The 24,763-nt window shown below is 46.9% G+C and carries 20 protein-coding genes and 1 tRNA gene; 2 read left to right on the plus strand and 19 right to left on the minus strand.

Annotated features, from left to right (window positions below; all coding sequences use genetic code 11):
• Positions 1-493 precede the first annotated feature (493 nt).
• The 11 genes from MWL85_RS02040 to MWL85_RS02090 form a co-directional block, all read right to left on the minus strand.
• Entirely contained in the window at positions 494-961 is a 468-nt protein-coding gene (locus tag MWL85_RS02040) for a hypothetical protein (protein ID WP_018028600.1), read from the minus strand.
• Positions 962-1,173: 212 nt separating this feature from the next.
• On the minus strand, positions 1,174-1,641 hold the full coding sequence (locus tag MWL85_RS02045) for an ExbD/TolR family protein (RefSeq protein WP_070707853.1): 468 nt from the start codon (positions 1,639-1,641) through the stop codon (positions 1,174-1,176).
• A 12-nt stretch (positions 1,642-1,653) separates the two neighbouring features.
• Complete coding sequence (locus MWL85_RS02050) at positions 1,654-2,247, minus strand: ExbD/TolR family protein (RefSeq protein WP_021902948.1); 594 nt, start codon at positions 2,245-2,247, stop codon at positions 1,654-1,656.
• Between the two features lie 29 nt (positions 2,248-2,276).
• On the minus strand, positions 2,277-2,759 hold the full coding sequence (locus MWL85_RS02055; protein WP_070707854.1) for a hypothetical protein: 483 nt from the start codon (positions 2,757-2,759) through the stop codon (positions 2,277-2,279).
• Positions 2,760-2,780: 21 nt separating this feature from the next.
• A complete protein-coding gene (locus MWL85_RS02060) occupies positions 2,781-3,614 on the minus strand; it encodes a MotA/TolQ/ExbB proton channel family protein (protein WP_244401227.1) in 834 nt (277 codons plus the stop codon).
• A gap of 59 nt (positions 3,615-3,673) precedes the next feature.
• Positions 3,674-3,761 (minus strand) — tRNA-Ser (locus MWL85_RS02065).
• 173 nt (positions 3,762-3,934) lie between these two features.
• A complete protein-coding gene (locus MWL85_RS02070; RefSeq protein ID WP_244401228.1) occupies positions 3,935-4,741 on the minus strand; it encodes a TatD family hydrolase in 807 nt (268 codons plus the stop codon).
• Complete coding sequence (locus MWL85_RS02075) at positions 4,741-5,709, minus strand: polyprenyl synthetase family protein (protein ID WP_244401229.1); 969 nt, start codon at positions 5,707-5,709, stop codon at positions 4,741-4,743. The genes MWL85_RS02070 and MWL85_RS02075 overlap by 1 nt, the downstream gene beginning before the upstream one ends.
• A gap of 12 nt (positions 5,710-5,721) precedes the next feature.
• A complete protein-coding gene (locus MWL85_RS02080) occupies positions 5,722-7,725 on the minus strand; it encodes an OPT family oligopeptide transporter (RefSeq protein WP_244401230.1) in 2,004 nt (667 codons plus the stop codon).
• 21 nt (positions 7,726-7,746) lie between these two features.
• Complete coding sequence (gene pncB / locus MWL85_RS02085) at positions 7,747-8,940, minus strand: nicotinate phosphoribosyltransferase (protein WP_021902943.1); 1,194 nt, start codon at positions 8,938-8,940, stop codon at positions 7,747-7,749.
• Between the two features lie 710 nt (positions 8,941-9,650).
• Complete coding sequence (locus MWL85_RS02090) at positions 9,651-10,700, minus strand: IS110 family RNA-guided transposase (RefSeq protein WP_244400173.1); 1,050 nt, start codon at positions 10,698-10,700, stop codon at positions 9,651-9,653.
• Positions 10,701-11,193: 493 nt separating this feature from the next.
• On the opposite strand from MWL85_RS02090, the gene MWL85_RS02095 reads away from it, so the two are divergent.
• Entirely contained in the window at positions 11,194-12,342 is a 1,149-nt protein-coding gene (locus MWL85_RS02095) for an IS256 family transposase (protein WP_244400406.1), read from the plus strand.
• 218 nt (positions 12,343-12,560) lie between these two features.
• Here MWL85_RS02095 and rfbC read toward each other — a convergent pair whose 3' ends face one another.
• From rfbC to MWL85_RS02135, 8 genes are all read right to left on the minus strand, one after another.
• Positions 12,561-13,103, minus strand: a complete 543-nt coding sequence (gene rfbC / locus MWL85_RS02100; RefSeq protein WP_244401231.1) for a dTDP-4-dehydrorhamnose 3,5-epimerase — start codon at positions 13,101-13,103, stop codon at positions 12,561-12,563.
• A gap of 21 nt (positions 13,104-13,124) precedes the next feature.
• Positions 13,125-14,765: a (E)-4-hydroxy-3-methylbut-2-enyl-diphosphate synthase gene (gene ispG / locus MWL85_RS02105; RefSeq protein WP_244401232.1), complete on the minus strand. Its 1,641-nt coding sequence runs from the start codon at positions 14,763-14,765 to the stop codon at positions 13,125-13,127.
• Positions 14,752-15,399, minus strand: coding sequence for a DUF4230 domain-containing protein (locus tag MWL85_RS02110; RefSeq protein ID WP_244401233.1), 648 nt, complete (start codon positions 15,397-15,399; stop codon positions 14,752-14,754). Before MWL85_RS02110 ends, ispG begins: the two co-directional genes overlap by 14 nt.
• Positions 15,383-16,018: a DUF4230 domain-containing protein gene (locus tag MWL85_RS02115; protein ID WP_244401234.1), complete on the minus strand. Its 636-nt coding sequence runs from the start codon at positions 16,016-16,018 to the stop codon at positions 15,383-15,385. Before MWL85_RS02115 ends, MWL85_RS02110 begins: the two co-directional genes overlap by 17 nt.
• A gap of 104 nt (positions 16,019-16,122) precedes the next feature.
• Positions 16,123-19,461 carry a transcription-repair coupling factor gene (gene mfd / locus MWL85_RS02120; protein ID WP_244401235.1) on the minus strand — a complete coding sequence of 1,113 codons (3,339 nt, stop codon included), beginning with the start codon at positions 19,459-19,461 and terminating at the stop codon, positions 16,123-16,125.
• Positions 19,462-19,519: 58 nt separating this feature from the next.
• Positions 19,520-20,239, minus strand: coding sequence for a YebC/PmpR family DNA-binding transcriptional regulator (locus tag MWL85_RS02125; protein WP_018028803.1), 720 nt, complete (start codon positions 20,237-20,239; stop codon positions 19,520-19,522).
• 18 nt (positions 20,240-20,257) lie between these two features.
• Positions 20,258-22,711 carry a phenylalanine--tRNA ligase subunit beta gene (pheT, locus tag MWL85_RS02130; protein ID WP_244401236.1) on the minus strand — a complete coding sequence of 818 codons (2,454 nt, stop codon included), beginning with the start codon at positions 22,709-22,711 and terminating at the stop codon, positions 20,258-20,260.
• A gap of 153 nt (positions 22,712-22,864) precedes the next feature.
• Positions 22,865-23,278: a hypothetical protein gene (locus MWL85_RS02135; protein ID WP_021902498.1), complete on the minus strand. Its 414-nt coding sequence runs from the start codon at positions 23,276-23,278 to the stop codon at positions 22,865-22,867.
• A gap of 106 nt (positions 23,279-23,384) precedes the next feature.
• Between MWL85_RS02135 and miaB the strand changes: the two genes are divergently transcribed.
• Positions 23,385-24,761: a tRNA (N6-isopentenyl adenosine(37)-C2)-methylthiotransferase MiaB gene (gene miaB, locus MWL85_RS02140; protein ID WP_244401237.1), complete on the plus strand. Its 1,377-nt coding sequence runs from the start codon at positions 23,385-23,387 to the stop codon at positions 24,759-24,761.
• Positions 24,762-24,763 lie beyond the last annotated feature (2 nt).

The following is a 24,763-nucleotide window of genomic DNA, read 5'->3' on the forward strand; positions in this document are numbered from 1 at the left end:
GCACTCAAATAGGGGTCAAACTTAGGTTAAGAGAGGGAATAATAGATAATTCGTTACTGGACGAACAGAATCCTAATGCTAAGGCGTATCAAGCGGACAAGCAGTCAAACGGCAGTGAAGGATACTGACCCTAAAAAGTGTGTAAGCCCCAATAATGCTATCTTTGTAAAATAAGAATTAATAAGTTAGCGTTTCTAGGAAAAGGCGGAGATGTTTCTTAGAGTTGAAGTTCACATAGGCCGTTACATCATTAGAGAATGTTGCATGAAGTGCCATTCTCGTACATTTGAAGCAATTGTGCTGAGACTTTGCACGAAGGATGAGATGCCAGACGCTGAGGGCAAGGTGCACGTAGGGCACCAGGCACACACAAAAAGATGAGACCAAAGGGAGCGTACTCACATACGTGGCCTAGGCCGATTTCCGAAAGCAACGCCGCAGATCGCCTTCGTGCAACAGTCTCCATTAGTAAATTGACTCTTGATATTCAAGATTATTTCTTTGTCTCTTCCTCATCCGTGACTTGGTTACGGTGGAGCTCTGTGAGGAGGTATGAATTGAAGTAGTAGAAGAAGGCTACTTTCATCGTATTGGATAATCCTCGTTTGCCACTCAGGATAAGCGATAGACTGGATTTGTCAATCGCTAGCTGACGGATGATATCATACCTCTTAATACCCAATTCTTTCATCTGCTCTTTTATCCACTCTACGGTTATCTGTTCTAGATCTAATTGATATACCTCCGCACGTATTTTGAATTTTCTCTCGGGGTATACGGTTCGTCCAAAGACCTTTAACTCCTCTTGATTAAGTAGCCAACCATTGAGAAGTCGCTTGTCCGTCACCGTTACTACATTGTTTTCATCTGGTGTTGATACATCAACGCCTAAGAACATTCCGATACTCTTGCGTATCTGGAAACGCTGCTCTTCTGTTCTTGTTTTAGTCGTATTCTCCATCTTTATTAGTTCATTTACTGAATCTATAATTTTAGTTCTCTCTGTATACTTTGGTATTGCAAATATACATAAATGTTTGTTTTAAGCAAACGAAATAGATGCTTAGCTTGAAGACGATGAGGAGGTGGAGCTTAATAATAAAAAACATCGCCCCTACGTGGTGTAGGGGCGATGTCGCCTATCATGTGTTGGCAGGATAAAGTGGGTAACTATTATTCGTTACTCTTTATCGCACTGTAGAATATCTTCAGTGCATCTGCCTCTCTTAGTCTCTGCTTAACGTCAGTTACAAGACCCATCTTAGTGTCTTTGTCAATCTTAAGGATGGTAGTCATGTATGGGGCATCTGCCTCTGACATAGACGACTTCTCCTGTGCGATATAGTCAAAGATCTCTGCTGTAGTCGCGAACTTATCGTTTAGTTGAATTGTAGCCTCAGTACCGTACTTATTTTGGTACATCTGAAGTGGCTGACCCATATAGATGTAAGTAGCGAGTGACTTCTTCTCCATCTTCGTTAGTTCCGTAGCATGGGGAAGTGAAACCTGTACCATCATAGTCACTTCACGCATTGAGGTTACCATCATAATGAAGAATAGGAAAGCGAAAATCAAGTCGGGAAGCGACATGGTATTCAGCTCTGGTACTTCACGGGTGCCACCTTTCGTAAATCTGCTCATAATGTGTACTCGTTACTTATTTTTCTTACCGTACTCTTTTGGGTTAGCCTCAGATATCTTCTGAGGGTACATATCTACCATTACCTCTTGTTGTGCTGTTGAAGCATCCTCCAGTGATACACCAAAGAACTTCTTACACATCATATCTCTCACTTCCATATAAGCTTTGGTAAGCTCATTTTGTACTAAGATATAGTCACTATACTTAGTGTCCACATCGTTAGTCAGTGAGATAACGTGGTTCTTAGTTACTTTCTGTGCACCAACCAAGGCAAATGTCTCCACTGTACGCTCTGCAAGGTCGGCACGATCATTCTCATTGAGAACGAACTCCTTAACCTTCTCGCGTAGTCCGTCAAGATCCACCACCTCGCCATTGGCAAGGATTTGTCCGCGAGTATTAACCAATACTCGGAGCATATTTCGGCGGTTAACGTCAATGGCCACATCTTGTTGATCTGGTGGTACAGATGGTGGTAATTGTCTTGCCAAACCACTATCCGATCCCATAGATGTAGTTAGTAGGAAGAAGAGTAGCATGATAAAAGAGATATCGGCGGTTGAAGACCCATTGATACCGGGTACTTTTTTCTTTCCACGTGCCATTTTAAATCCTTTCTTTTAAGTGTTACTTCTTACTTCTTTGAGCGTAGAGCCCCTTTAATAGCAAATACTATAAGTGCAAGGATATTGATGCCAAGCACCACGTAGATGCTGTATAGCCACATATCTGCAAACTTAAGATAAAAGTCTGTATTGTATTTTTGGAAATCTAAACTCAGTGATACTGGATCCGTAGAGCCAATGGCGTACGTGATCACGAGTAGCACAATAATTGCTATGAATGATACAAGACCAGTGAGTGACGCACGGCGTCTCTTGGGGTCTTTGAGGTTGCTAGCAAATCCCACAATGGCAAATCCTATCATCGCTAGGAGCGTAACGCCCAGTGCGCAGTACATTAGATAGAATATTGCATCAGTAAACTTTGGCTCTGGCTTTGCAGCATTAGGGTCTATGTACCCTCCTGCGAAGAAAGCGATAGTTACTATTATAGTAAGGATGGCTAGAGCAAGTAGTGAATAGCTTGAAATCTTTCTGATTTTACTTACTGCCATAATATTTCCTTTCTTTTGTGATTATTTGCGAGCAAACTTCTCCTGGTGAGCTACGATAGTGTCTACAAGTGTGATAGAGCTATCCTCCATCTTATTGAGTACACCCTCGTACTTAGATAGGATATAGTTGTAGAAGATCTGAAGGATCATAGCTACGATCAGACCGAAGATAGTAGTGATAAGAGCTACCTTCATACCTCCTGCTACTACTGTAGGAGAGATGTCACCTACTTGCTCGATCTTATCAAAAGCGGTCACCATACCGATCACGGTACCCAAGAACCCTAGTGATGGAGCAGTAGCGATAAATAGAGTGATCCAAGACATGTTCTTCTCAAGTAGACCAGCCTGTACACCACCATAAGCAGTGATAGAACGCTCTACTGCCTCGATGCCTTGATCGATACGGCTGATAGCCTGGAAGGTTACAGAAGCTACAGGACCTCTAGTGTCGCGTGCTAGCTCTAGTGCACCGTTGATATCATTAGCTTGAAGCCTTGCATCAATTTCGTCTAGGAACTTCTCGTTGTTTACATCTGCTAGGTTGAGGTAGATAATTCTCTCAAGGCAGAATGCTAGACCTAGGATAAGTACGATAGCGATAGCAGCCATAAACTCTGCACCACCCTCGATAAACTTAGTCTTAAGTGCTTGGTGGAAACCACCCTCATTTGCTACAGTGATATCCTCAGCAGCCATTTCCTCAACAGGAGCTGCTTCCTCAGCAGGTGCTGCTACCTCTTCAGTAGTCACCTCAGAGTCGGGAGCTTGTGCCTCGTCTTGTGCAAAGACTGCGTTTGCTGTGCCTAGTGACAGCAATCCAAACAGTGCGATACTTGCTAGAAATTTTTTCATTGTAAGTTCTCTTTTTAAGTTTAGTGATAAATTACTTTCTTATTCATATTATATTAATGCGGAGAGAGAGGGATTCGAACCCTCGATACGCTTTAGGCGTATACACGCTTTCCAGGCGTGCCTCTTCAACCACTCGAGCATCTCTCCAGTTGATTCTTGGACGGTTCATTGTCCAATTACTCTACAAATCTAATCTATTTCTTTGTATCTACCCACTTTTGGGGCGGTTTTTTGTTGTTTATTTGTTTTTATTCTCTCTTAATGTCTTGTTTCTTATGCCGTAACTCATTGATTGTATTTGAATTATTGAGCTATAGCACTTATATGTGCAGGTTATATATTTTTTTTGAATTGTCAAATAAATGTTGCCTTACCGCCACCTCCGGGAGTGCGTATACCTCTTGTAGCTTTTCGACTACCTTCGTGAGGTAGGCGGGTTCATTTCGCTTGCCTCTGTAGGGTACTGGTGCTAAAAAGGGGGCATCGGTCTCTACCACCACCCGTTCAATGGGGTAGCAAGAGAGATAGGAGGCGAGTGGGTTATTCTTAAAGGTGAGTGTCCCATTAACGCCGACCATAAAGTTGGGTAGCTCATCTCTTACCCGCTCTAGTTGCCGCTTGTCCCCACCAAAGGAGTGGACGATGCCTTGCAGGCCTCGCGCCTGATAGGTAGCTAGTAGGTCAATGGTTTCCTCTTCGGCATCTCGGCTGTGAATACTCACCGGTAAATGGTATTGTACTGCCCAATCCAATTGGCGTCTAAAGACCTCTTGCATCTCCTTTTGATACTCCATGCTCCAATGGTAGTCGAGCCCTATCTCTCCAATAGCAATAAAAGACTCACTTGATGAGGCCAACTTCTCTTCCACAAAACGTAGCTCACTCTCCCACCGAGCATCCACATTGGTGGGGTGTAGCCCAATCATCGGACGGCAATAGTCGGGGTATCGCTCAGCGAGTGCCATCATCAGTGGATAGCTCTCGCTGTCGATGTTGGGCAGAAGTGCATAGGTGACTCCTGCCGCTTTACTCCGTGCTATCACCTCGTCCAAATCCTTGGAAAAGTCAAGCCGAGGCGACTCATCCTGATAGTAAAGGTGGCAATGTGTATCGATGATAGGGATCATCACACCTCTCTTCTTACTAGGGTAAGGAATAGTTGGCGAAGTGGCTCAATATTCTCCTCAGCTACTGATAGCTGATCCAGTATCTTTGTTGCCTCCTTGCTTTGTCGCTCCACCTCCTCAAGGGCTGCATCGCGAATGCCTAGGTCGCTGTATAGCTGAGTCATTCTAGCAATCTTTTGATCATCCTCCTTCAGGTCAAGGGCTGCAAGTACCTCCTTGCTATCCTTAGCATAAGCAGATAGGAGCAACCAAGTCCGCTTCCCTTCAAGGATATCCCCACCTTGCACCTTCCCAAAGCCTGGCTTGCTATAGATGTCTAGGTAGTCATCCTTGATCTGGAAGGCTAGCCCCATCTTTTCAATTGCCTCCCAAAGCAACTTCCGGTCTGTTTCAGGGGCATCTGCCAAGTAAGCACCTAGCGAGGCCGCACCGCAAAATAGGTAAGAGGTCTTGAGCCGTATCATTCCGAGGTAGTCGCTCATACTCATCTGACTGAGTGGCAGCTGCTCAAAGTCCATATCATACTGCTGCCCTTCGCAAACTGCACTCCCCATATCATTGAATATCTCAAGGGCATGCGGTAGCTTCTCTGGTGAAAGCTGTGCTAGATGCTTGTAGGCCTCTATCAGCATCCCATCACCAGAGAGGATGGCAGTATTAAGTCCCCATTTCTTATAGACCGATGGCTTGCCCCGTCGCATTGGAGCATCGTCCATCACATCATCGTGGAGGAGCGTGAAGTTGTGAAACAATTCAATCGCCCGCATCGCGGGTGCCACAGCCTCTACTGCTCCGTTTGGCTTATAGGCTTGGTAAGAAAGCAGTAGTACCAATGGTCTCAGCCGCTTACCTCCCAAGTCCATAATATAGGCCATCGGATCATAAAGGTTTTTCAGCTCCTTATTCTCTAGTCCCAAGTGGCTCATTACCTCTTGGACTGTCTCTAGACCTTTTATCTCTTTACTCATATATAATATGTGTTATGCCTCAGGCTTAGCTTTTTTGCTTGAGCGAATCAAATAGGTGAATATAGCTAGGTACATCACCACGGTGAGTACATGGCTCCATGGGTTGGCTTGCCATGCAGTGAGAGTTAGCTCAGCCCCAGCTAGCTTCAGGATCGCACTCACCACACCCATCAACGCACCTCCAGCGATAAAGCCCGATGCAAGTAGGGTACCCTTATCCTGGCGAGCCTTATTGAGCTTCTCATCCTTAGACCTTGTGCTGAGATACCAGCTGATAAACCCACCTGCCAATAGAGGGAGGTTAAGGTGTAGAGGGATAAACATACCGAGTGCGAATGGTAGGGCAGGCACCTTTACAAAGGTGAGCAGTAGTGCTAAAGCAGCACCAATGCCGTAGAGAAGCCATTTAGCTCCTGAGCCAGTCATGAGTGGCTCAATAAGAGCCGCCATCGCATTGGCCTGTGGGGCTTGTAGCGCATTATCGCCTGTAAACCCGTACGCCTTCTCCAATAGAATCACCACGCCACAAACTGTAGCTGCAGAGACTAGAGTACCAAGGAACTTCCAGCTCTCCTGTACCTTTGGAGTTGTTCCCAGCCAATATCCGATCTTAAGGTCAGTGATAAAGCCGCCCGCCATAGAAAGAGCAGTACAAACCACCACTCCGATTACGAGTGCCGAAACCATACCACTTGGTCCCTCCATGCCTACCGCTACCAGCACCACGCTTGCTACGATAAGGGTCATAAGTGTCATTCCCGATACCGGATTGGAGCCAACAATGGCAATGGCGTTCGCTGCAACGGTGGTGAAAAGGAAGGCAATCAGAGCCACAAGTATCAGTGCTATCACCGCCCACATAAGGTTACGCTGTACCACCCCGAAGTAGAAAAAGATGCTGATGCAAACAAGTGCCAAAAGGATACCCCAAACCACCATCTTCATAGTGATGTCTCGGTCGGTACGAGGTTGGTTGCCCTCCTCATTATTGCCCTTTTGCTTGAGCTCTCTATTTGCGAGGCTCACCGCACCAGTGATGATCTTTCGGTTATTATAGATGCTGATAAGTCCAGCCATGGCAATACCTCCGATACCGATGTTACGACCATAGTGGAAGAAGATATCCGTTGCACTCATCTCTCCAATGGTCTGAGTGATGCTAGGATCTCCAAAGGTAATAATATCGCCACCCCAAACGAGGTTCATTACAGGTACAATCACCCACCATACAAGTGCCGATCCAGCGCATATAATAGTAGCATACTTCAAGCCGATGATGTAGCCAAGACCCATCACCGCTGCTCCGGTATTGATGTTGAATTCTAGCTTTGCCTTTTCAGCAATGGATTGTCCCCAAGGCAATACCTTTGAGCTAAACACCTCGTGCCATGCCCCAAAGGTGGAGACGGCAAAGTCGTAAAGACCACCAATCAATCCCGAGATAAGCAGAGGCTTTGCTTGGGCACCTCCCTTTTCGCTACTTAGTAGTACCTGAGTGGTAGCTGTAGCTTCAGGGAAGGGGTATTGACCATGCATATCCTTCACAAAATACTTACGGAATGGGATAAGCATCATTATTCCCAATACACCGCCAAGGAGCGAGCTGACAAATATCTGTAGGAAGTTGACAGTCATCTCAGGGTACTTCGCCTTTAGGATATAGATAGCAGGAATGGTAAAGATAGCACCAGCTACCACCACACCACTCGAGGCTCCTATACTCTGAATCATCACATTCTCTAGAAGAGCTCCCTTTCGCTTCGTAGCTGTAGTAAGTCCTGCAGCAATAATGGCAATTGGGATCGCCGCTTCAAATACCTGCCCTACCTTAAGTCCCAGATAGGCTGTAGCGGCACTAAAGATCACCGCCATAATCAATCCCCAACCGACACTGTAGGCGGTTGCTTGCTTCGGATTTTGCTCTGGCCCCACTACAGGGTGGTAGCTCTCTCCGGGCTTCAGTGGGCGATACGCGTTTTCCGGCAACTCGCCTCTTCTAGTCTGTTTGTTTTCCATGATTTATTATTTTGCTCTAGTTCATTGCTTAATTCCGAGAGTCCTCTGTGCCAATTCTATCTCCTCGGGGTCGCCAATGTGCTTGCCCTCTACATCCGATAGCTTAATACAGTGGTGCCACTTCTGTCGGGGAGAGATTTGGCAACCGATCAGCTTCATCACAATGTTTCTTGGCACCGTATCATTGCCCACATCATTGGTGAGATTGGTGCCCACACCAAAGGTGGCTGGGATACGAGAGGCACAATACTCCTTGATCTCCACTGCCTTGGGGATAGTGAGGCTATCACTAAATACAATGTACTTCAGCATCGGATTGATCTTCAGTTCCTCGTACCTCTTAATCGCCTTCTCTACAAACGCATAAGGGTCGCCACTATCGTGTCGCATCGAGGTGAAGAGCATCGCATGCTTTTTACTAAAGTTTTGCATAAAGACATCGGTGGTATAGGTATCGGTGAGCACCGTTCCGAGGTCGCCGTCATAGACATTGATCCAATCCTCCATCGCCATATAGTTGGCCATCTTGTAGCCATAGATCGCAGCGTGAAACTGAACCCACTCATGTGGGTGTGTACCAGTCACTCTCAAGTGGTGCTTCATGGCGTAGTAGACGTTACTAGTGCCATAAAGGCTTTCGCCAGCATGCTCTTTCAGAAGTTGCGTTACCGTATCCTCCACCTCGGCACTAAATCGACGTCTCATGCCGAATAGAGATACCTGTAGCTTGTGCTCCTTCATGATCTGAGCCTTCTCTATCGTCACCTTACGCACATGCTCCAAGTCGGGCTCCTGCCCAGTCACAAGATAATAGAGCTCCGAGACAATGGCTAGGATAGGGGTCTCCCAAAGAGTAATCCTATAGAGCAGCCCTTCTGCTGTGATATGGAGGTGCCCCTCCTCATCTTGGCAAACCTCTACCTCCCGTGGGTCAAATTGATAGCCCCGCAGGTAGTCAATATAAAATGGCGGAATGTAAGGGCATTCACGACTGAGAAAATCTGCCTCCTCATCCGTTAGCCGTAGAGAAGTCATCTTGTGGAGCTGCTCCTCCACCTTGCTCGCAAACCCTTTTGGGTAAATAGTATTTGCCCTATCTACAAAGGCAAATCTACCCCTTGCCCTTGGAAAAAGCTTAGCATAGGCATAGCTCGTGCTAAACTTATATAGGTCTGTATCTAGGATACTTCGGATAATACCTGCTTGGTCTTCCATATTAATATGCCCCTTTTCCCCCTTCTATTTTAGTTTTGATTATGGACAAATTTAGCATTTTATGCGGAGCTATCCAAACATGAGCCCATTCCAAGATAATTATTGTGTGAGGAATAGTGTTGCTACACCCCTTTCCTACTAAGCCCTTATTCCGTAGCCCTGCGGAACGTATTCCGCACGCATACGGAATCTATTCCGCACGCGTGCGGAATATGGGGTTGTTGTAGGACCCCTTTTAATCGCCAACCTAATGTGGGGATTCCTGATATAGTGTACACCAATTATTCGCTATTCCTGAAAATGTAGACACTATGGACCTTACTTTCCTGAATGTGTATACAAAACGCCCTTACGACCCCAAGGGTTACGCATTAGAGGCATCAACTTAAGCTGCTTTCCTTATATTATTACTTGTACTAGACAAAGGGATAAGGACCTCGGAGAGGTCCGATTTGTTGTAGCCCCCGTGTCGGAGGGCGTAGCCCGAACGACCGGGGGAAAGAATGTATAATACACAATATCGACCCCTTGTGGGTCGGACTTTAGGGTCTAGGACATCACAAGTAATCCTAGAGTGGGTTGTCCGACCCACAAGGGGTCGTGATTTTTGCTCCGCCTTATTTACCCCCCTTCATCGGCTCTACGAGCCTCGAATGGGGGCAATCTATGATCACCACCAAATTTATATGGTTAAAAAGTGTTATTTCGACCTATGCTCGTTTTGCGTCATAATCAGAATAGAATTTGGTCCTTCTCGTGGCGATTGTAAAGGCAACCGTAAGTAGCTTGTTTTTGATGTTGTTCATAATGAGCAAATGTGGCTTGCCTTTGCTCTTCAGCTTTTTCTTGTAGTCTATGAACTTCGAGTTGAATCTGCTCGCAGAGAGTGCCGCCATATGTAAAAGACTTGCAAAATAAGGGTCGGCAAACCAACTCCTATGATTGCCATTTTGGACGGATGTACCTGACTGATTCGGGTGTGGAGAGACCCCTAAAAAGCAGGCAAGTTGCTTGGGGTTATCGAACCTTGTAAACCCTCGAGTAACAACGATCAAAAGAAGGCTTGTGATCTTCCCGATACCTGGTATGCTCAGTAGGCATTTATGGATCTCATTAAGCTCCTCATTGGCTTTGATGATTTCCACCATTTTAGCCTCAATAGCTTTGATTTCTTTCTTCAGAAACCTCTCCTGCTTCTCTAAGCGTTGGATCATGAACTTTAGCGTCTCATCATTGGGTTCTGACTTAAGAATATGCTTATACTCTTTTATCTGACACTTCAATCGCGCTCTTTCTCTCACCTGTCCATATCGGTATGAATAAAGTCTCTCTAAGCTCTCCATATCCTTAGATAGGGGCTTATAGAGCCTAATCTGATCGCGAAAGCGATAGAAGTAGTAAGCGATCTTTTCTGCGTCTATCTTATCGGTCTTGTCGCGAACAATCTTGCCACTACCACATTTGATCGAATAAGCATTTTGTAAGGAGCAATCAATCCCCAGCACATAAAGCTGTTTAGGCAGCGTGATGCTATAGTTACCTGTATCTTCTCCACCTACGAGAACAGAGGAATAGTCGCCAGACAATGCACAAGTCTTATTCAGCCATTTTACAAATCGCTTACAACCCGGCACATCGTTTTTGAACTGCTCATTACCAATGATCTTTGGATCAATAGAGCTCTCTTCAGATACCTTGAGGATAGCTGCGTCAAATGTTTCTTTTGAGAAATCAATTCCCACAAATAATTTTTTATTCATAACTTTGTACATGTAGTGATTAGATAGCCATTAGTCGAACGATAGCTGTTTGTACTCAAGCTGTAAATAGGAGTGAAATCCTAACAATCTATATAGTATCCAACAGCGTGATTAGGTGTCCTTACTGCCCCCAATAGGTTCTATGACCTCGCTACGGTATTAAGGTTTCTCACCTAATCGACTAATGGCTATCTTTCTACAACAAAGATACGACATTAGTCTCGCTATTAGACTATTTTTACTGGCTATTTCATCTTTGATATACCCTTTATCTACGCATTTGAATTTAACTTTTTTTGTTTGATTTTGGCGGGCTCGATAAACTCGCCCGGGCTACCTGCAAACTTACAGCTACGACAAATCGGACCTCCAAGGAGGTCCTTCTTAAATCCGACTGTTGGTGGCTACGATACTGTCCCTAAAAAGTGTGTAAGCCCCAATAATGCTATCTTTGTAAAGTTGTGAATTAATAACAAAATTGATAGACATTAGTATGAGACTTACACGAGTGCAAGTTAAGGAAATTCTTTCAAACTTTATAATTGAAGGGCAAGGGGTCAAGGGATTGATGGAGCTAGTTGTGGAGATCGTGATGGAAGGGGAGCGCGAACTTTACAAGGAAGATACCGGAGATGTCAGTAATGGCTACCGAGGTCGTCGTATTTTTGCGAGTGGCAATATGCTTGAGTTGCGAGTTCCCCGGACACGTCAGCGTGGTTTTATGCCCGTTATTTTAGGGGTATTAAAAGAGCAAGAGAAAGAGATGGGAGAGGTTGCGAGCTACCTCTATAGCTGTGGTAATACGATGAAGGACATCTCAGGTGTTTTTGAGCGTTTGTATGGCAAAAGTTATAGCACGAGCCAAGTAAATCGTCTTGCTCTCTCCACGCAGAAGGCTGTCCTAGAATGGCGTAAAAGAGCACTTCCAAGTGAGCTGGAAGCACTTATGATTGACGCAACATACCTCCCAGTAAGGCGAGGAGATAGCGTTAGCAAGGAGGCGTTCTTTGTTGTAATGAGCTTGGATGCAGACGGTCGTAGAGATATCGTTGGAGTGTACAACAACCCCACGGAAGGAAGTGGTATTTGGAATGCTTTCTTTGATGACCTAAAGTCACGTGGACTAGAGAAGGTTGGTCTTATTGTCTCCGACGGGTTAAACAATATTGAAGAGGTGGCTGAGCGTCATTTCTCTGGAGTGGAGGTGCAGCTCTGTAGTGTTCACCTTCAGAGGGAGATCTGTAATAGAGTTCGCCCTAAAGACAAGAGAGCCATCAGTTCCAAGCTGAGCGAAGTGTTTCGTAAAAACGACCCCAAACGTACTGTTGAAGACGGAGTTGAGGATTTTTCGAAGTTTGCCAAAGAGTGGCAAGAGCACTATCCATTCCTCTCAAAAATAGCTGATGGAGAAAGGATACATTATTACTTTACCTACCTGAAATATGACGTAGTCGTGAGACGGTATATCCATAGCACCAACTGGATCGAACGTTTTAATCGGCAAATAAAGAAGGGAGCAACCTATAAATGTGCCTTTCCAAGTGTTGATTCTGCACTTCATTTGGTAGGAAGTATCGCCCTTAACTCCTCATATTTAGGGAGACGAATAGGCGATCTGATAGGTGGTCTGAAAAAGCGATAACATTCAGAAAGATAACGAGATGCGCTTTACTTCCCAACACAAAGCTATCAACCAAAAAGAATACGGCAAGGCGGTGTCTCCGCTGCGCTACGACAGCCTTGCCTTAATTCTTTCTTGGTCTATCTTTGTTGTTTATGGGAAGCAAAGCGAAAAAAATAAGTACATTTGCAGTTCAAAGAGGCATTTTGCCTTACACACTTTTTGGGATACTACCGTGGCTACTTGTGGAGGGTGGGAGCGGCTTTGTCTTTGTCGGAGATGATGAGTTGGTCGAGAGGGAGGTACTTTTGGAGCTCAGATATGAGCTGTGGGTGTTGGTAGTTGAATGCCCGCTCGTGGCTAGGGGAGTAGGGGGCATCGACCTTGTAAAGTACTCTGCTATTATCCTCTAGTGCCAAAAAACCGTGTGCATATATCTTGGGGATATAGAGGGCTAGGCCACTCTCAGGGGTGAGTTCTACGCCATAGACCTCTCCAAATGTGGGAGAAGTGGGGTCTATATCCATAGCAAAGTCGATGATGCGACCCGATACACAGCGTACCAACTTAGCTTGAGCCATTGGTGCTGCTTGGGTGTGCATACCACGGAATACACCACGGTGTGAGCAGCTCATATTATCTTGGATAAAGTGGGGGTGGTCGGTGAGTTGTTCCGCGAGCTCGGCCTCTTTGAAGACCTCCATAAAGTATCCCCGCTCGTCGTCGTATCTTTTGGTGCTTACTAATTGTAGTCCTGGCAGTGGTAGTTGTTTTATTTCCATTGTCTCATTATGATATAAAGGTTATTCTGGGTCCTTCCAGTCTCCGTGTGCTTTGATCAGTTCGATCAATTCCTTCACCGCTTCCTCCTGTGGGATGTTCCTTTTGAGGCGCTCCTTGGCCTTGTAGAGGTCCACCTTTCCTGGTGCACTTCCTACATAGCCATAGTCGGCATCGGCCATCTCACCAGGTCCATTGACGATGCAGCCCATCACCCCGATCTTTAGTCCCCGCAGGTGCTTGGTTGCCTCCTTTATCTTGGCAACAGTGCTTTGGAGGTCAAATAGAGTGCGTCCGCAGCTGGGGCAAGAGATGTAGTCGGTGCGTGAGATGCGACGGCGTGAAGCCTGTAGTAAGCCAAATGCGATACTGCAGAGGGCGAGAGCATCTTCCTCGTGTCTACGTAGATATAGACCACTTAACTGCCCTCGCATCAGTGCCCCACCGAGTTGGAAGCCCAACCATGTGGGTAGCTCCTCAAGGGAGTGCTGGGTGCAATCGATTTCTAATATATAAGGTAGGGAAAGGGTATGATCGAGTGCTTCGAGCATCAGGGTGGGGGCAGTTGCACCAGTAAGTCGTACCACTAATTGCTTGCCCTCTGGTAACTCTGGCACCTCACCCGAGAGGGCTTCTTGGTCGGTGATTTGGATGAAGGGTGTTGTTTCGGTCACCTCTATATCGGGTCGGTCTGCTGGATGTAATTGGGCGAAGTAGGGGTGAGCATCCATCATCACGAGTGGCTTCTCCTCGCTTCGGAAGGGTTGACAACGGGGTGAGAAATCAAGGGGTGTTGCTTTTGCCAACTCCTCTACACAGTGGAGAAGTACCTTGGCAACTGGTATCTCCGCCTCGGGCTCTTCCGAAAGGCTGACACGGATGGTATCGCCAATCCCTTCTGCTAGGAGGGCACCAATGCCAATAGCACTCTTGATGCGCCCATCTTCGCCATTACCAGCTTCGGTAACTCCTAGGTGCAGTGGGTAGTGCATGCCAGCTTGGTCCATTCTCTCGATAAGTGCTCGTACCGTCTCGGTCATCACGAGAGGATTGGAACTCTTGATGGAGATGACCACATCGTGGAAGTGGATGCGATGGCATACCTCTAGGTACTCCATACAGCTTTCGACCATACCGCTGGGGGTATCGCCATACCGACTCATGATCCTATCGGAGAGGGAGCCGTGATTAACACCTATTCGGAGTGCGGTGTGGTGGGCTTGGCAGTGGCGGAGGAAGGTTTCGAAATTGGATTGAAGGGCCTCTACCTCTGCTTGGTACTCTTCGTCGGTGAAGTTGATCTTCTGAAACTTTCGGGCGGGATCGTAGAAGTTGCCTGGGTTGATGCGTACCTTCTCTACATGGAGAGCCGCCTCGTATGCCGCTCTTGGGTTGAAGTGAATATCGGCCGAAAGGGGTACCTTGGCTCCCTTAGCTCGGATCTCTGCCTCAATGGTGCCGAGTGCCTTGGCCTCTTTGGTGCCTTGGGCGGTAAGGCGTACTAGCTCTGCACCTGCTTGCTCTAGTCGGAGAATCTGTGCTACCGACGCCTCTATATCATTGGTATCTACATTGGTCATTGACTGAATCACAATGGGGGCATCGCCTCCTATGGTAATATTGCCAATGTGGGCGGGAGTAGTCTTGCGTCTATTGTATTTCATCTTGTTTCTGAATGTTAAGTGTTGGTTGGTCTAATGGAATTGGTTGGGCTGTGGGTGGAAGGGCTGCTGGAGTGTCGAGCACAATAACGGTGCCTGGCACTATGCCAAACATTTTATGGAGTAGCTCTCTTGCCTCTGCCTTTGCCCTTTCTGTAGTGCCATCTTGACGGAGGTCGCTCTGGAGCTGTCGCATGGCTCTTCTTTTCATCTCATTTTCATCTGCGACGCTTAGCTTGGCACCGAAGATGCGGGTGGCGATATTATTGCCCCATACGTCGTAGACGGTGAAGCCATTCTCCTCGTGCTCTAGTATCTGCACCTGTGGCTCAGGGAGTACCAGATAGATGGTATCTCCTTGAATAGCTTGCTGTATATTTTCCACATCAAAGGAGATGCGTGCACGGTAGTGGCCGATGCCGAATGCCGAGACCCCTTTGCCTTTGTAGGTGATGGGGACGATTCGCTCGCCCTCTATGGTGGTGAGCCGAACCATCACGCGTAGGTCGCTCGCTACGGAGAGGAATATCTCGGGCTGCTTCTCGCTCTTTGCTCTTTTGGGAAGAAAAAGGAAGAGCAATAGGGCTATGACCCCTATGATGATGAGGGCTAGAAGCCACTTAGTTCGCTTTTTCATAGGACTGTGTAAATCTAATCTCTATCTCTTCGTACCCTCGTGCCTTTAGGATGCTGGTGAAGTAAGCTTGGGCCTTGCTTTGTGCCTTGGTCACTAATTCTTGATATTTGGGTGTGCCGGGGCGAATGTTTTGCTTGGCGAGTACCACCGCTTGTCGCTGCATATTTTGTCGCTCCTCACTGGTGATGGACTTTTTATTGCCATTGACCCGCTCGTGGAGCAATTTGAGGGTGCCACCTCGCCCGATGGGCTCTACCTCGATTGGGGGGAGGGTGAGCTGGATGGACTTGTTCTCCTGATCGTATTGGAGGTCGCTATCTTGGAGATTGTAGAGGTTGATGTAGGCGATGGTGTAGAAGTCGAAGGAGTAGATGCCTATGCGGTCGCCTATCTCAAATAGGCTGCTGAGGTAATTGGCTGCCTCCTCAAATGAGCGGATACTCTCTAGGCTCTTTTGGTCGGAGGAGATGACGAATATCTCTTCGCTACGATACTCCACCAACTCAAGTTTGCCCACCTCTCGTAGCTCATTTGGCTGTATGACCTTCCTCTCCTCCTCGGGCTTGCAGCTGAGGAGTAGGGTTAGTAGCAGTAGTATCTGTAGGGGTATATATCTCATATTACTTCTCATTATTCTCCTACAAAGATAATAAATATAGCTGAGCTACTTATTTTGGAGGGTGAGCTAGCATGTTGGGGTGGTGTGGTGTACGGCGATGGGAGTTATTTGGTGGTTAGCTTTGTGAGGGCTGCGTATGCTTTGCCTATGGTATCAATGCCTTTTTTGATAGAGATGGTTCGCTTTCCGCTTTCCTCCTTAAATTGGAGGTCTCTTCCCCATGCTGTGGCATTGGAGAGGATGGTGGAGAAGATAGGGCTTCGGTAGTAGGAGCTATTGTTGTCCGATACCAAGTAAAGCTTTAGGAAGCCTTGTCTATGGGTTACTCTTTCGATGCCACTCTCTTTGCACAGCATGCGGAGCTCTACCACCTTTAGGAGTTCCTCGGCTTCCTTTGGGAGTGGTCCGAATCGATCCTCTAGGCGCTGGCGATAGTGTAGAATGTCTTGGGGATTTTGGAGGGACTCAAGCTCTCGGTAGAGGTTGATTCGCTCGTTGTCGCCTGGGACATAAGTCTGCGGGAAGTAGGCCTCGGCGTCGGTCTCTATGGTAGTTTCGTAGACGTAGCTTCGCTTTTGGATCGGTTCTCCTTGAAGGGTTAATACTTCATCAAACTCACTATCCTTGAGCTCCATAACCGCCTCTTCGAGTATTCGTTTGTAGGTTTCGAAGCCAAGGTCGGCGATAAAACCACTCTGCTCCGACCCGAGTAGGTTGCCCGCCCCTCGGATGTCAAGGTCTTGCATGGCGATATGTATACCGCTCCCTAGTTCTGAAAAGGAGGTGATGCTCTGCATCCTTCGCTTGGCATTAGGGGTAAGGTCTTCAATGGGTGGCGTGAGGAGTAGGCAGTAGGCCTTTTTATCTCCTCGCCCTACACGGCCACGGAGCTGGTGTAGGTCACTCAAGCCAAAGCGGTGTGCGTCGTTGATGATGATGGTATTGGCATTCGGCACGTCGATGCCATTCTCTACGATGGTGGTAGCTAGGAGGAGGTCGGACTCGTGGTGAATGAATCCCAAAAGCGTCTGCTCTAGCTCCTTCGGAGACATCTGCCCATGAGCTATGGAGATCCGAATGCCGGGGACAGCACGCTCTATTTCCCGAGCAATATCTCCTATGTTGTGTATGCGATTGTGGATAAAAAATACCTGCCCATCGCGAGCTAGCTCAGCATTGATCGCCTCTGCCAATACCTCTATATCGTAGAGCATATGCTCTGTACGTATGGGGTAGCGATTGGGTGGTGGGGTAGCGATATTGGAGAGGTCTCTGGCACCCATAAGGGAGAATTGGAGGGTACGTGGAATAGGGGTGGCGGTCATGGTGAGGGTATCGATGTGTGCCCTCATCTCTCGAAGGCGCTCTTTGATGGAGACGCCAAACTTCTGCTCTTCATCAATGATAAGTAGCCCTAAATCCTTATAAACTACATTCTTACCTGTAATGGTATGGGTGCCTATAATAATATCTATCTTACCCTCTTCTAACCGTTCTAGTATCTCCCGACGATCTTTTGCCGAGCGGGCTTGGCTCAGATACTCTATGGTGACGGGGAAGTCTTTTAACCTTTTGGAGAAGGTCATATAGTGCTGGTACGCCAATACTGTGGTGGGGACTAGGACGGCGACTTGCTTGCCATCGGTAACTGCTTTGAAAGCAGCCCGGATAGCGACCTCTGTTTTGCCAAACCCTACATCTCCGCAGATGAGGCGATCCATAGGAATGGGTCGCTCCATATCGGCTTTGACATCGTTGGTCGCCTGCTCTTGGTCGGGGGTATCTTCGTACATAAACGAAGCCTCTAGCTCTTTTTGCAGATAGCTATCTTTGGAGAAGGCAAAGCCCTTTACCTTTAGTCGCTCGGCATAGAGTTTGATGAGATTTCGGGCAATATCCTTGACCTTTTTCTTGGTTCGCTCCTTGAGATTATCCCATGCTGACCCTCCCAGCTTGCTTAACCGTGGGGGCTCCTCATTGTCCTTGCTCTTGTATTTAGAGATATGGTGGAGCGAGTGAATAGAGACATAAACACTATCTCCGCCTTGAAAGTTGAGCCTTACGGTCTCTTTTTGCTTGCCATTTTGCTCAATAGTAAATAGTCCGCCAAAGGTGGCGATACCGTAGTTTTGATGTACCACATAATCTCCAAACTCAAAGCTTTGGATATCTTTGAGCGTCATGACCGCTCGGTTTTTCCGAATCTTATCGCTCTTGAGCTTGAAATTGTGATAACGCTCAAAGATGGTGTGGTCGGTGAATAGTGCCAACTTCTGCTGATCATCGATAAAACCGGTATGAAGGGTAGGCACAATCGACTCAAAGGTCACTCCCTTTGCTTGGTCTTGAAAGATGGATTGTAGCCGCTCGAGTTGCCCTACCTGATCGCTCATGATAATGGTGTCGTACCCATTGGCCTGATACTTTAGAAGGGCATCAGAGAGGAGCTCGAAGTTTTTGTGGAAAAGCGGCTCTGGTAGCTGTCCGAATCGTACGTAGAAGGGGTTAGTCACCTCTTTAGCCGGATTAGTCATCACACACTGGTGAGCGTAGATTTCGTCTAATAATTGGCGAGGTGCCAGAAGTCTTTTCTGAAGTGCCTCAATGGTGGCAAATTCATTGTCCTCTGGGTGGATTGGTGGGGTGGTGTAGGTCTGGTCAAGGCTGCTCTCTAAGAAGGCAGCTTGGTCGATGTAGATGACCAGGTCACTTGGGAGTATAGAGATAATAGACTGTACCGCTACATCGTTTTGCTCAAATGAGGTGAGGATAGTCACCTGCTCTATGGTGCTTTGAGACAATTGGGATTCGGGATCAAATAGACGGATACTCTCTACTTCATTATCGAAGAAGTCGAGGCGGGCTGGGTATTCGGAGGAGAATGAGTAGATATCGATAATTCCTCCTCTCACCGCAAAGTCGCCAGGGAGATAGACGTAATCCTTCTCCTCAAATCCCATCGACCAGAGCTTTTCTCTCAGAGCAGTTCTATCGATTTGATCGCCTACCTTGAGCTCTAGTCTTCCGGTATCGTAGGTCTTTTCATCGACCACCCCTTCGATTACGGCCTCAGGGTAGGTGACGATGATTTTGGGTTGCTCGCCAGCCCTGAGGAGCTCCATCAATTCGCTCCGAATGACCTCATTAGCGAGGTCTTTATGCCCATATCGGATGGCTCGCTTGTAGGCGGAGGGGAAGAAGGAGACCGTTTCGGTGCCCGACAGCTTCTCTAAGTCGTTGAGTAAATAGGCCGCTTCATCACTATCACGAGCAATCACTAAAAGTGGCTTTTGGTGATGAGACAAAAGATATAATACAATAGCTATTGATGAACCTTGTAGGCCATCAATAGCTATACTCTTTTCTCCCTGAGATAGCTGCTTCAAGAGCGTTCTCAAAGCACTGCTATCTTCAAATCTCTGGACGAGGGTCTCTAAAGTCATATTACCGCCATGATATCGTGAATAGACCACTTACTAGCCCATTCACTCTATCCGTTGACTACTCTTCCTCTGCCATATTGTGGAAGACATTTTGTACGTCTTCGTCTTCCTCTAGCTTTTCAAGTAGCTTCTCCACATCCTCTCTCTCCTCAGGAGATAATTGCTTGTAGTCCATAGGGACACGCACAAACTCGGAGCTGGTGATTTCGTATCCCAATTCCTCAAGATGTGACTGTATCGCAGCATTGGAGGCAAAGTCGCCAGAGATCACTAGCTCTCCTTCGTCTTCATCAATATCCTCTACACCGTAATCAATTAGCTCCAAAAGCAGCTCCTCGATATCGGCATCTGCCTTTTTAGTGACGTGGAAAACAGCTTGGTGGTCAAACATAAACTCCACGCTACCACTGGTGCCTAGAGAGCCACCGACCTTATTGAAATAGCTACGGACGTTGGCTACAGTACGAGTGTTATTATCGGTAGCAGTCTCTACAAACACAGCTATACCGTGAGGGGCATATCCCTCAAAGTTGACCTCCTTATAGTCGGTAAAGTCTTTGTCGGTAGCTTTTTTGATGGCACGCTCCACATTGTCTTTGGGCATATTCTCCTTCTTAGAAGTCTGAATAAGAAGCCTTAGGCGAGGGTTGGTATCTGGGTCAGGACCACCTGCTTTCACAGCAATGGTGATTTCCTTTGATAGCTTGGTAAATACCCTAGCCATATTTCCCCAGCGTGCTAGCTTGCGAGCCTTACGATATTCAAATGCTCTTCCCATATTTTCTCTTGTACAATATTATCTTAATGTGGCACCGAGTTGTTTATTAAGTGCCTGGTATATTTTATCCATTGTTTTCTCAATCACCTTCTCCGAAAGCGTCTGCTCCGCATCTTGCAGACCAAAAGTCACGGCGTAAGACTTCTTTCCCTCCTCTAGGTGCTTAGGGTCGTCGTACACATCAAAGAGCGACACCTCCTTAAGGAGCTTTCCGCCCGCCTTCTTCGCTACACTCTCCACATCGGCAAAGCTGACATTCTTATCTATCAGAAGTGCAAAGTCGCGCTTTACCATTGGGAAGCGAGCGATCTGCTTTGCTTTCACCTCCTTACGGAGCACCCTACTCAGTATCTCATTCCATTGAAGCTCTGCATAATAGACAGGCACCTCTACGTCATGGAGTTCAAGCACTTTCTGGCTCACAACTCCCCATTGGGCAACTACTCCACCGCCACGGAGTGAGATCTTCTCTGCAACGTCGTAGAGAGAGCAATCGGTAAGTGGCTCTATTAGTAGCTCGTTATCATTAAGACCAAGACGCCTCATCACATTCAGCATCATCGCCTTCAGTTCGAAAGGACTTTGCTGATACTCCTTTCGGCACCAGTGCATAGGTAGTTCATCGCCGGTCATCCAAATGCCCAGCCTGTAATCCTCTTGGTAGCCAGGTAGATCGCTCTTCTCGCCAGCTTTTGTTCTTCTATAGCAATTGCCAAATTCGTAGAATCTTAATCCATGAGCCTGCCTATGGAGATTATGCTCTATCACCTCCAAGCCTCCATGCATCATCGTCATACGCATGGTAGAAAGGTCGTTGGAGAGAGGATTGAGCACCTGCACTGCATCACCCTTTGAGATCGCCTCAGGGTAATAGGAAGTCTTAGAGAGGGAGTTATTCAGAATCTCATTAAAGCCAGCACCCGTCAGCTGTTCACTGATTCGTCGTTGTAAGTCCACACTCATATCGGTAGGACTCTTCACGCTAATTGTGCTCACTAGGCTAATCTTTTCGGGGTACTCATTGTAGCCATATATCCTAAGGATATCCTCTATCACATCAATATCGCGAGTGACATCAAAGCGATAACAAGGTACACTTAGCTCCAGTACTCCATCTTTATTCGATACCACCTTAATCTCAAGAGCCTCTAGTATCTCTAGCACTTTGCTCTCAGGGATATCAAGACCGGTGAGAGATTGCACCTTCTCCATCGTAAGAGTGATGGCATAAGGCTTGTGCTCTACAGGGTAGACGTCATACACCTTGCTCGTCACTCGACCACCCGTCTCAGCGATAATCAGCGATACCGCCCTCTGAAGGGCCTTAGGCAACTGGTTAGGATCCAGCCCCCTTTCATATCTAAAAGAGGCATCGGTATTGAGACCAAATCTCCTAGCACTCTTACGGATAAAGGTTGGGTGGAACGTAGCTGCTTCCAAGAACATAGAGGTTGAGTCCATTGTCACACCCGATTCTTTTCCTCCCATCACCCCTGCCAAGCAAAGGGCTTCATTATTATCAGCGATCACCAAGTCTTTAGTGGTGAGTGTCAAAGAAGTGCCATCCAGTAGCTCCAGCTTCTCGCCCTCCTTAGCTAGTCGCACCCGTACCTCATTGCCCTTAATCTTAGCAAGGTCAAAGGTGTGCAGAGGTTGCCCCAGCTCAAAAAGCACGTAGTTGGCGATGTCCACCACATTATTAATAGAGCGCTGACCAATAGTCTCCAGTGCCACCTTAAGCCACTTCGGACTCTCTTTCACCTGCATATCCTCAATCACCACTCCCATATATCTCTGGCAAGCTTCCAAAGACTCTACCTGGAGGGCAATCGGCTCCTTGTCGCACGAGTTGATCGTAGGAATATCTGGAAAATGAAGGGCTGTCTTGTAGCCATGCGTCTTAAGATAAGCATAGAGATCGCGAGCCACACCGTAGTGCGAAGTTGCATCTACCCTATTTGGCGTAATCTCTATCTCGATCACATGATCCGAAGAGACCTCGAAGTAGTCCGAGGCAAGTGTCCCAGGCTTCACACCATCCTCCAGTACCATAATCCCAGAGTGGTCACTGCCCACAACGATCTCCTCGGCCGAGCAAATCATACCTTCCGAGACTTCTCCACGGATCTTTCCCTTCTTGATTGTAAAGCTCTCGTCACCATTATATAAAGTAGTCCCGATTGTGGCTACCACCACGGTTTGTCCTGCCGCTATATTAGGAGCACCACAAACAATGTGCAAAGGCAATTCCCCGCCAATATCCACTGTCGTAACGTGTAGGTGATCCGAATTTTGATGCTCAGCACAAGTCAACACCTTGCCGATAACTAGCCCCTTCAGACCACCCCTAATCGACTCTCTCTCCTCTACCGCTGCCACTTCTAGGCCTATAGAAGTGAGTATTTCAGCCGTTTCCTCAGGAGTGAGGTCAAAGTCTACATACTTCTTAAGCCAAGAGAATGATATATTCATATACTTTATATAACAATTAATTACTTCATCGCTAGGGTGTAGCGACGTCGTCAGCTTCACCCCACAAAAACTTTTGCAAAGGTAACAAAATAAGGTGTGATGATAAAACCCCGCTTGCGGAATCTAGGGCGAGAGGTTCTTCACGCAAAGAGATTAGAAGTGCTTACGATCAAGGATCTCCTTCATCACGATTCCCTCACGGATATGCTCACGGATATGGCTAGCCCTATAGCGAGTGGCACTCTCCTCTGCATCAGTCTCTATATCCTCAGTAGTCTCGAGCACTTTTTGCATTGGATGCCCACCTTCCACCGTTGGTAGCTTGATAGACTGATACTTCAAAGGGGGAGGAACAACAGCATTACTAGGACTATCAAAAGGGCTCTCAAAAATAGGCTCTTCTTGAGGAGAATACTCCTCCACGTATTCTTGTTCCTCCTCCCCGAGCTCAAGTTCAGCATGTCTTTCCATTTGCTCTTGATGCTCTTGAGCAACTTCATGAAGCACACTGCTTAATTTCTTTAAGACAAAGTAGCCGATGGCTAGCCATAAAAATAAAGAACCCATATCTATTTATTATCGTCGCACTTTGAGGTGTAATTGTTTTAGTATCTTTGCCATATATATAGCTTTTCAAAGTTAGTCATTTTACGGCTACTTACCAAAGACTAGAATGAATAAAATGATATACAATAATAATGACCAAGCCAAGCTCCTCTACTTAGAGACTTATGGGTGCCAGATGAATGTAGCTGACTCCGAAGTAGTCTACGCCATAATGGAGACCATCGGGTATGCTATGACAGAGGTACTTGAGGAAGCCGATGTAGTGCTCATCAATACCTGCTCCGTGCGTGATAATGCCGAGCAAAGAGTGCTCAACCGCCTCTCACAGATTGATGGCATACGCAAGAAACACAAGCCCAATATGATAATTGGTGTACTTGGTTGTATGGCAGAACGAGTAAAGGAACAGCTTATCGAGGAGCATCATGCCGACCTAGTGGTAGGACCAGATGCCTACCTAGAGCTCCCCAACCTAATCGGTGCAGTAGAATCCGGGGAAAAGGCAATAAATGTAGAGCTCTCTACCGATGAGACCTACAAAGACGTCATTCCCCTCAAGCTAGATGGCGTACATATCTCGGGCTTTATCTCAATCATGCGAGGCTGCAATAAATTCTGTAGTTACTGCATCGTTCCCTACACTCGTGGAAGAGAAAGAAGCAGAGAGGTAGAGAGTATCCTCAATGAACTAGAGGAGATGAAGCGATTGGGGTATCGAGAGGTAACTCTGCTCGGTCAGACCGTCAACTCCTACCGATACACAGCACCCGATGGTGAAGTTTATGACTTCCCTAGACTGCTTGAGATACTCGCCACCACAGCCCCCAATATCCGTATCCGCTTCACCTCACCACACCCCAAGGATATGACTGATGAGACCATACAAATGATGGCTAAGTACCCCAACATCTGCAAGCACATACATCTACCACTTCAAAGTGGCAGCAATAAAGTGCTCAAGCATATGCGACGTGGATATACTCGTGAGTGGTATCTTGATCGTGTGGCAAAAATACGAGATCTGATTCCAGACTGTGGCATCTCTACAGATATTTTCTGTGGTTTTCACGGCGAGGGTGAGGATGAGTTTGAGGAGACTCTGAGCATTATGAGAGAAGTGCGGTTTGACTCTGCCTTCCTTTTTAAGTACTCCGAGCGTCCTGGCACCTACGCAGCGAAAAAGCTAGAGGATGAGGTACCAGAGGAGGTAAAGTTGAAGAGACTACAAACGATGATCGACCTCCAGCAAGAGATTCAAGCCGAGAGTAATACAAAGGATATTGGAAAGGAGTTTGTAGTGCTGATCGAGGGCTTTTCAAAGAAGAGCCGAGACCAGTATTACGGGCGTACCCAGCAGAATAAGGTAGTGGTATTTGATAAAGAGAATAGCCACATTGGCGACTTTGTACGAGTCGCCGTTGATGAGGTCTCCAGTGCCACTCTCTTGGGTCATATAGTTGAAGATCAAAGTGCGTTAATTTAGAG

Source organism: Porphyromonas somerae, from assembly GCF_022845615.1.
GTDB classification, from domain to species: Bacteria; Bacteroidota; Bacteroidia; order Bacteroidales; family Porphyromonadaceae; genus Porphyromonas_A; species Porphyromonas_A somerae.

Excerpts from the sequence above, each read along its gene's own strand:
- MWL85_RS02040 (WP_018028600.1), bottom strand. The coding sequence starts at position 961 with ATGGAGAATACGACTAAAACAAGAACAGAAGAGCAGCGTTTCCAGATA.
- MWL85_RS02045 (WP_070707853.1), bottom strand. The coding sequence starts at position 1,641 with ATGAGCAGATTTACGAAAGGTGGCACCCGTGAAGTACCAGAGCTGAAT.
- MWL85_RS02050 (WP_021902948.1), bottom strand. The coding sequence starts at position 2,247 with ATGGCACGTGGAAAGAAAAAAGTACCCGGTATCAATGGGTCTTCAACC.
- MWL85_RS02055 (WP_070707854.1), bottom strand. The coding sequence starts at position 2,759 with ATGGCAGTAAGTAAAATCAGAAAGATTTCAAGCTATTCACTACTTGCT.
- MWL85_RS02060 (WP_244401227.1), bottom strand. The coding sequence starts at position 3,614 with ATGAAAAAATTTCTAGCAAGTATCGCACTGTTTGGATTGCTGTCACTA.
- MWL85_RS02070 (WP_244401228.1), bottom strand. The coding sequence starts at position 4,741 with ATGATCCCTATCATCGATACACATTGCCACCTTTACTATCAGGATGAG.
- MWL85_RS02075 (WP_244401229.1), bottom strand. The coding sequence starts at position 5,709 with ATGAGTAAAGAGATAAAAGGTCTAGAGACAGTCCAAGAGGTAATGAGC.
- MWL85_RS02080 (WP_244401230.1), bottom strand. The coding sequence starts at position 7,725 with ATGGAAAACAAACAGACTAGAAGAGGCGAGTTGCCGGAAAACGCGTAT.
- pncB (WP_021902943.1), bottom strand. The coding sequence starts at position 8,940 with ATGGAAGACCAAGCAGGTATTATCCGAAGTATCCTAGATACAGACCTA.
- MWL85_RS02090 (WP_244400173.1), bottom strand. The coding sequence starts at position 10,700 with ATGAATAAAAAATTATTTGTGGGAATTGATTTCTCAAAAGAAACATTT.
- MWL85_RS02095 (WP_244400406.1), top strand. The coding sequence starts at position 11,194 with ATGAGACTTACACGAGTGCAAGTTAAGGAAATTCTTTCAAACTTTATA.
- rfbC (WP_244401231.1), bottom strand. The coding sequence starts at position 13,103 with ATGGAAATAAAACAACTACCACTGCCAGGACTACAATTAGTAAGCACC.
- ispG (WP_244401232.1), bottom strand. The coding sequence starts at position 14,765 with ATGAAATACAATAGACGCAAGACTACTCCCGCCCACATTGGCAATATT.
- MWL85_RS02110 (WP_244401233.1), bottom strand. The coding sequence starts at position 15,399 with ATGAAAAAGCGAACTAAGTGGCTTCTAGCCCTCATCATCATAGGGGTC.
- MWL85_RS02115 (WP_244401234.1), bottom strand. The coding sequence starts at position 16,018 with ATGAGATATATACCCCTACAGATACTACTGCTACTAACCCTACTCCTC.
- mfd (WP_244401235.1), bottom strand. The coding sequence starts at position 19,461 with ATGACTTTAGAGACCCTCGTCCAGAGATTTGAAGATAGCAGTGCTTTG.
- MWL85_RS02125 (WP_018028803.1), bottom strand. The coding sequence starts at position 20,239 with ATGGGAAGAGCATTTGAATATCGTAAGGCTCGCAAGCTAGCACGCTGG.
- pheT (WP_244401236.1), bottom strand. The coding sequence starts at position 22,711 with ATGAATATATCATTCTCTTGGCTTAAGAAGTATGTAGACTTTGACCTC.
- MWL85_RS02135 (WP_021902498.1), bottom strand. The coding sequence starts at position 23,278 with ATGGGTTCTTTATTTTTATGGCTAGCCATCGGCTACTTTGTCTTAAAG.
- miaB (WP_244401237.1), top strand. The coding sequence starts at position 23,385 with ATGAATAAAATGATATACAATAATAATGACCAAGCCAAGCTCCTCTAC.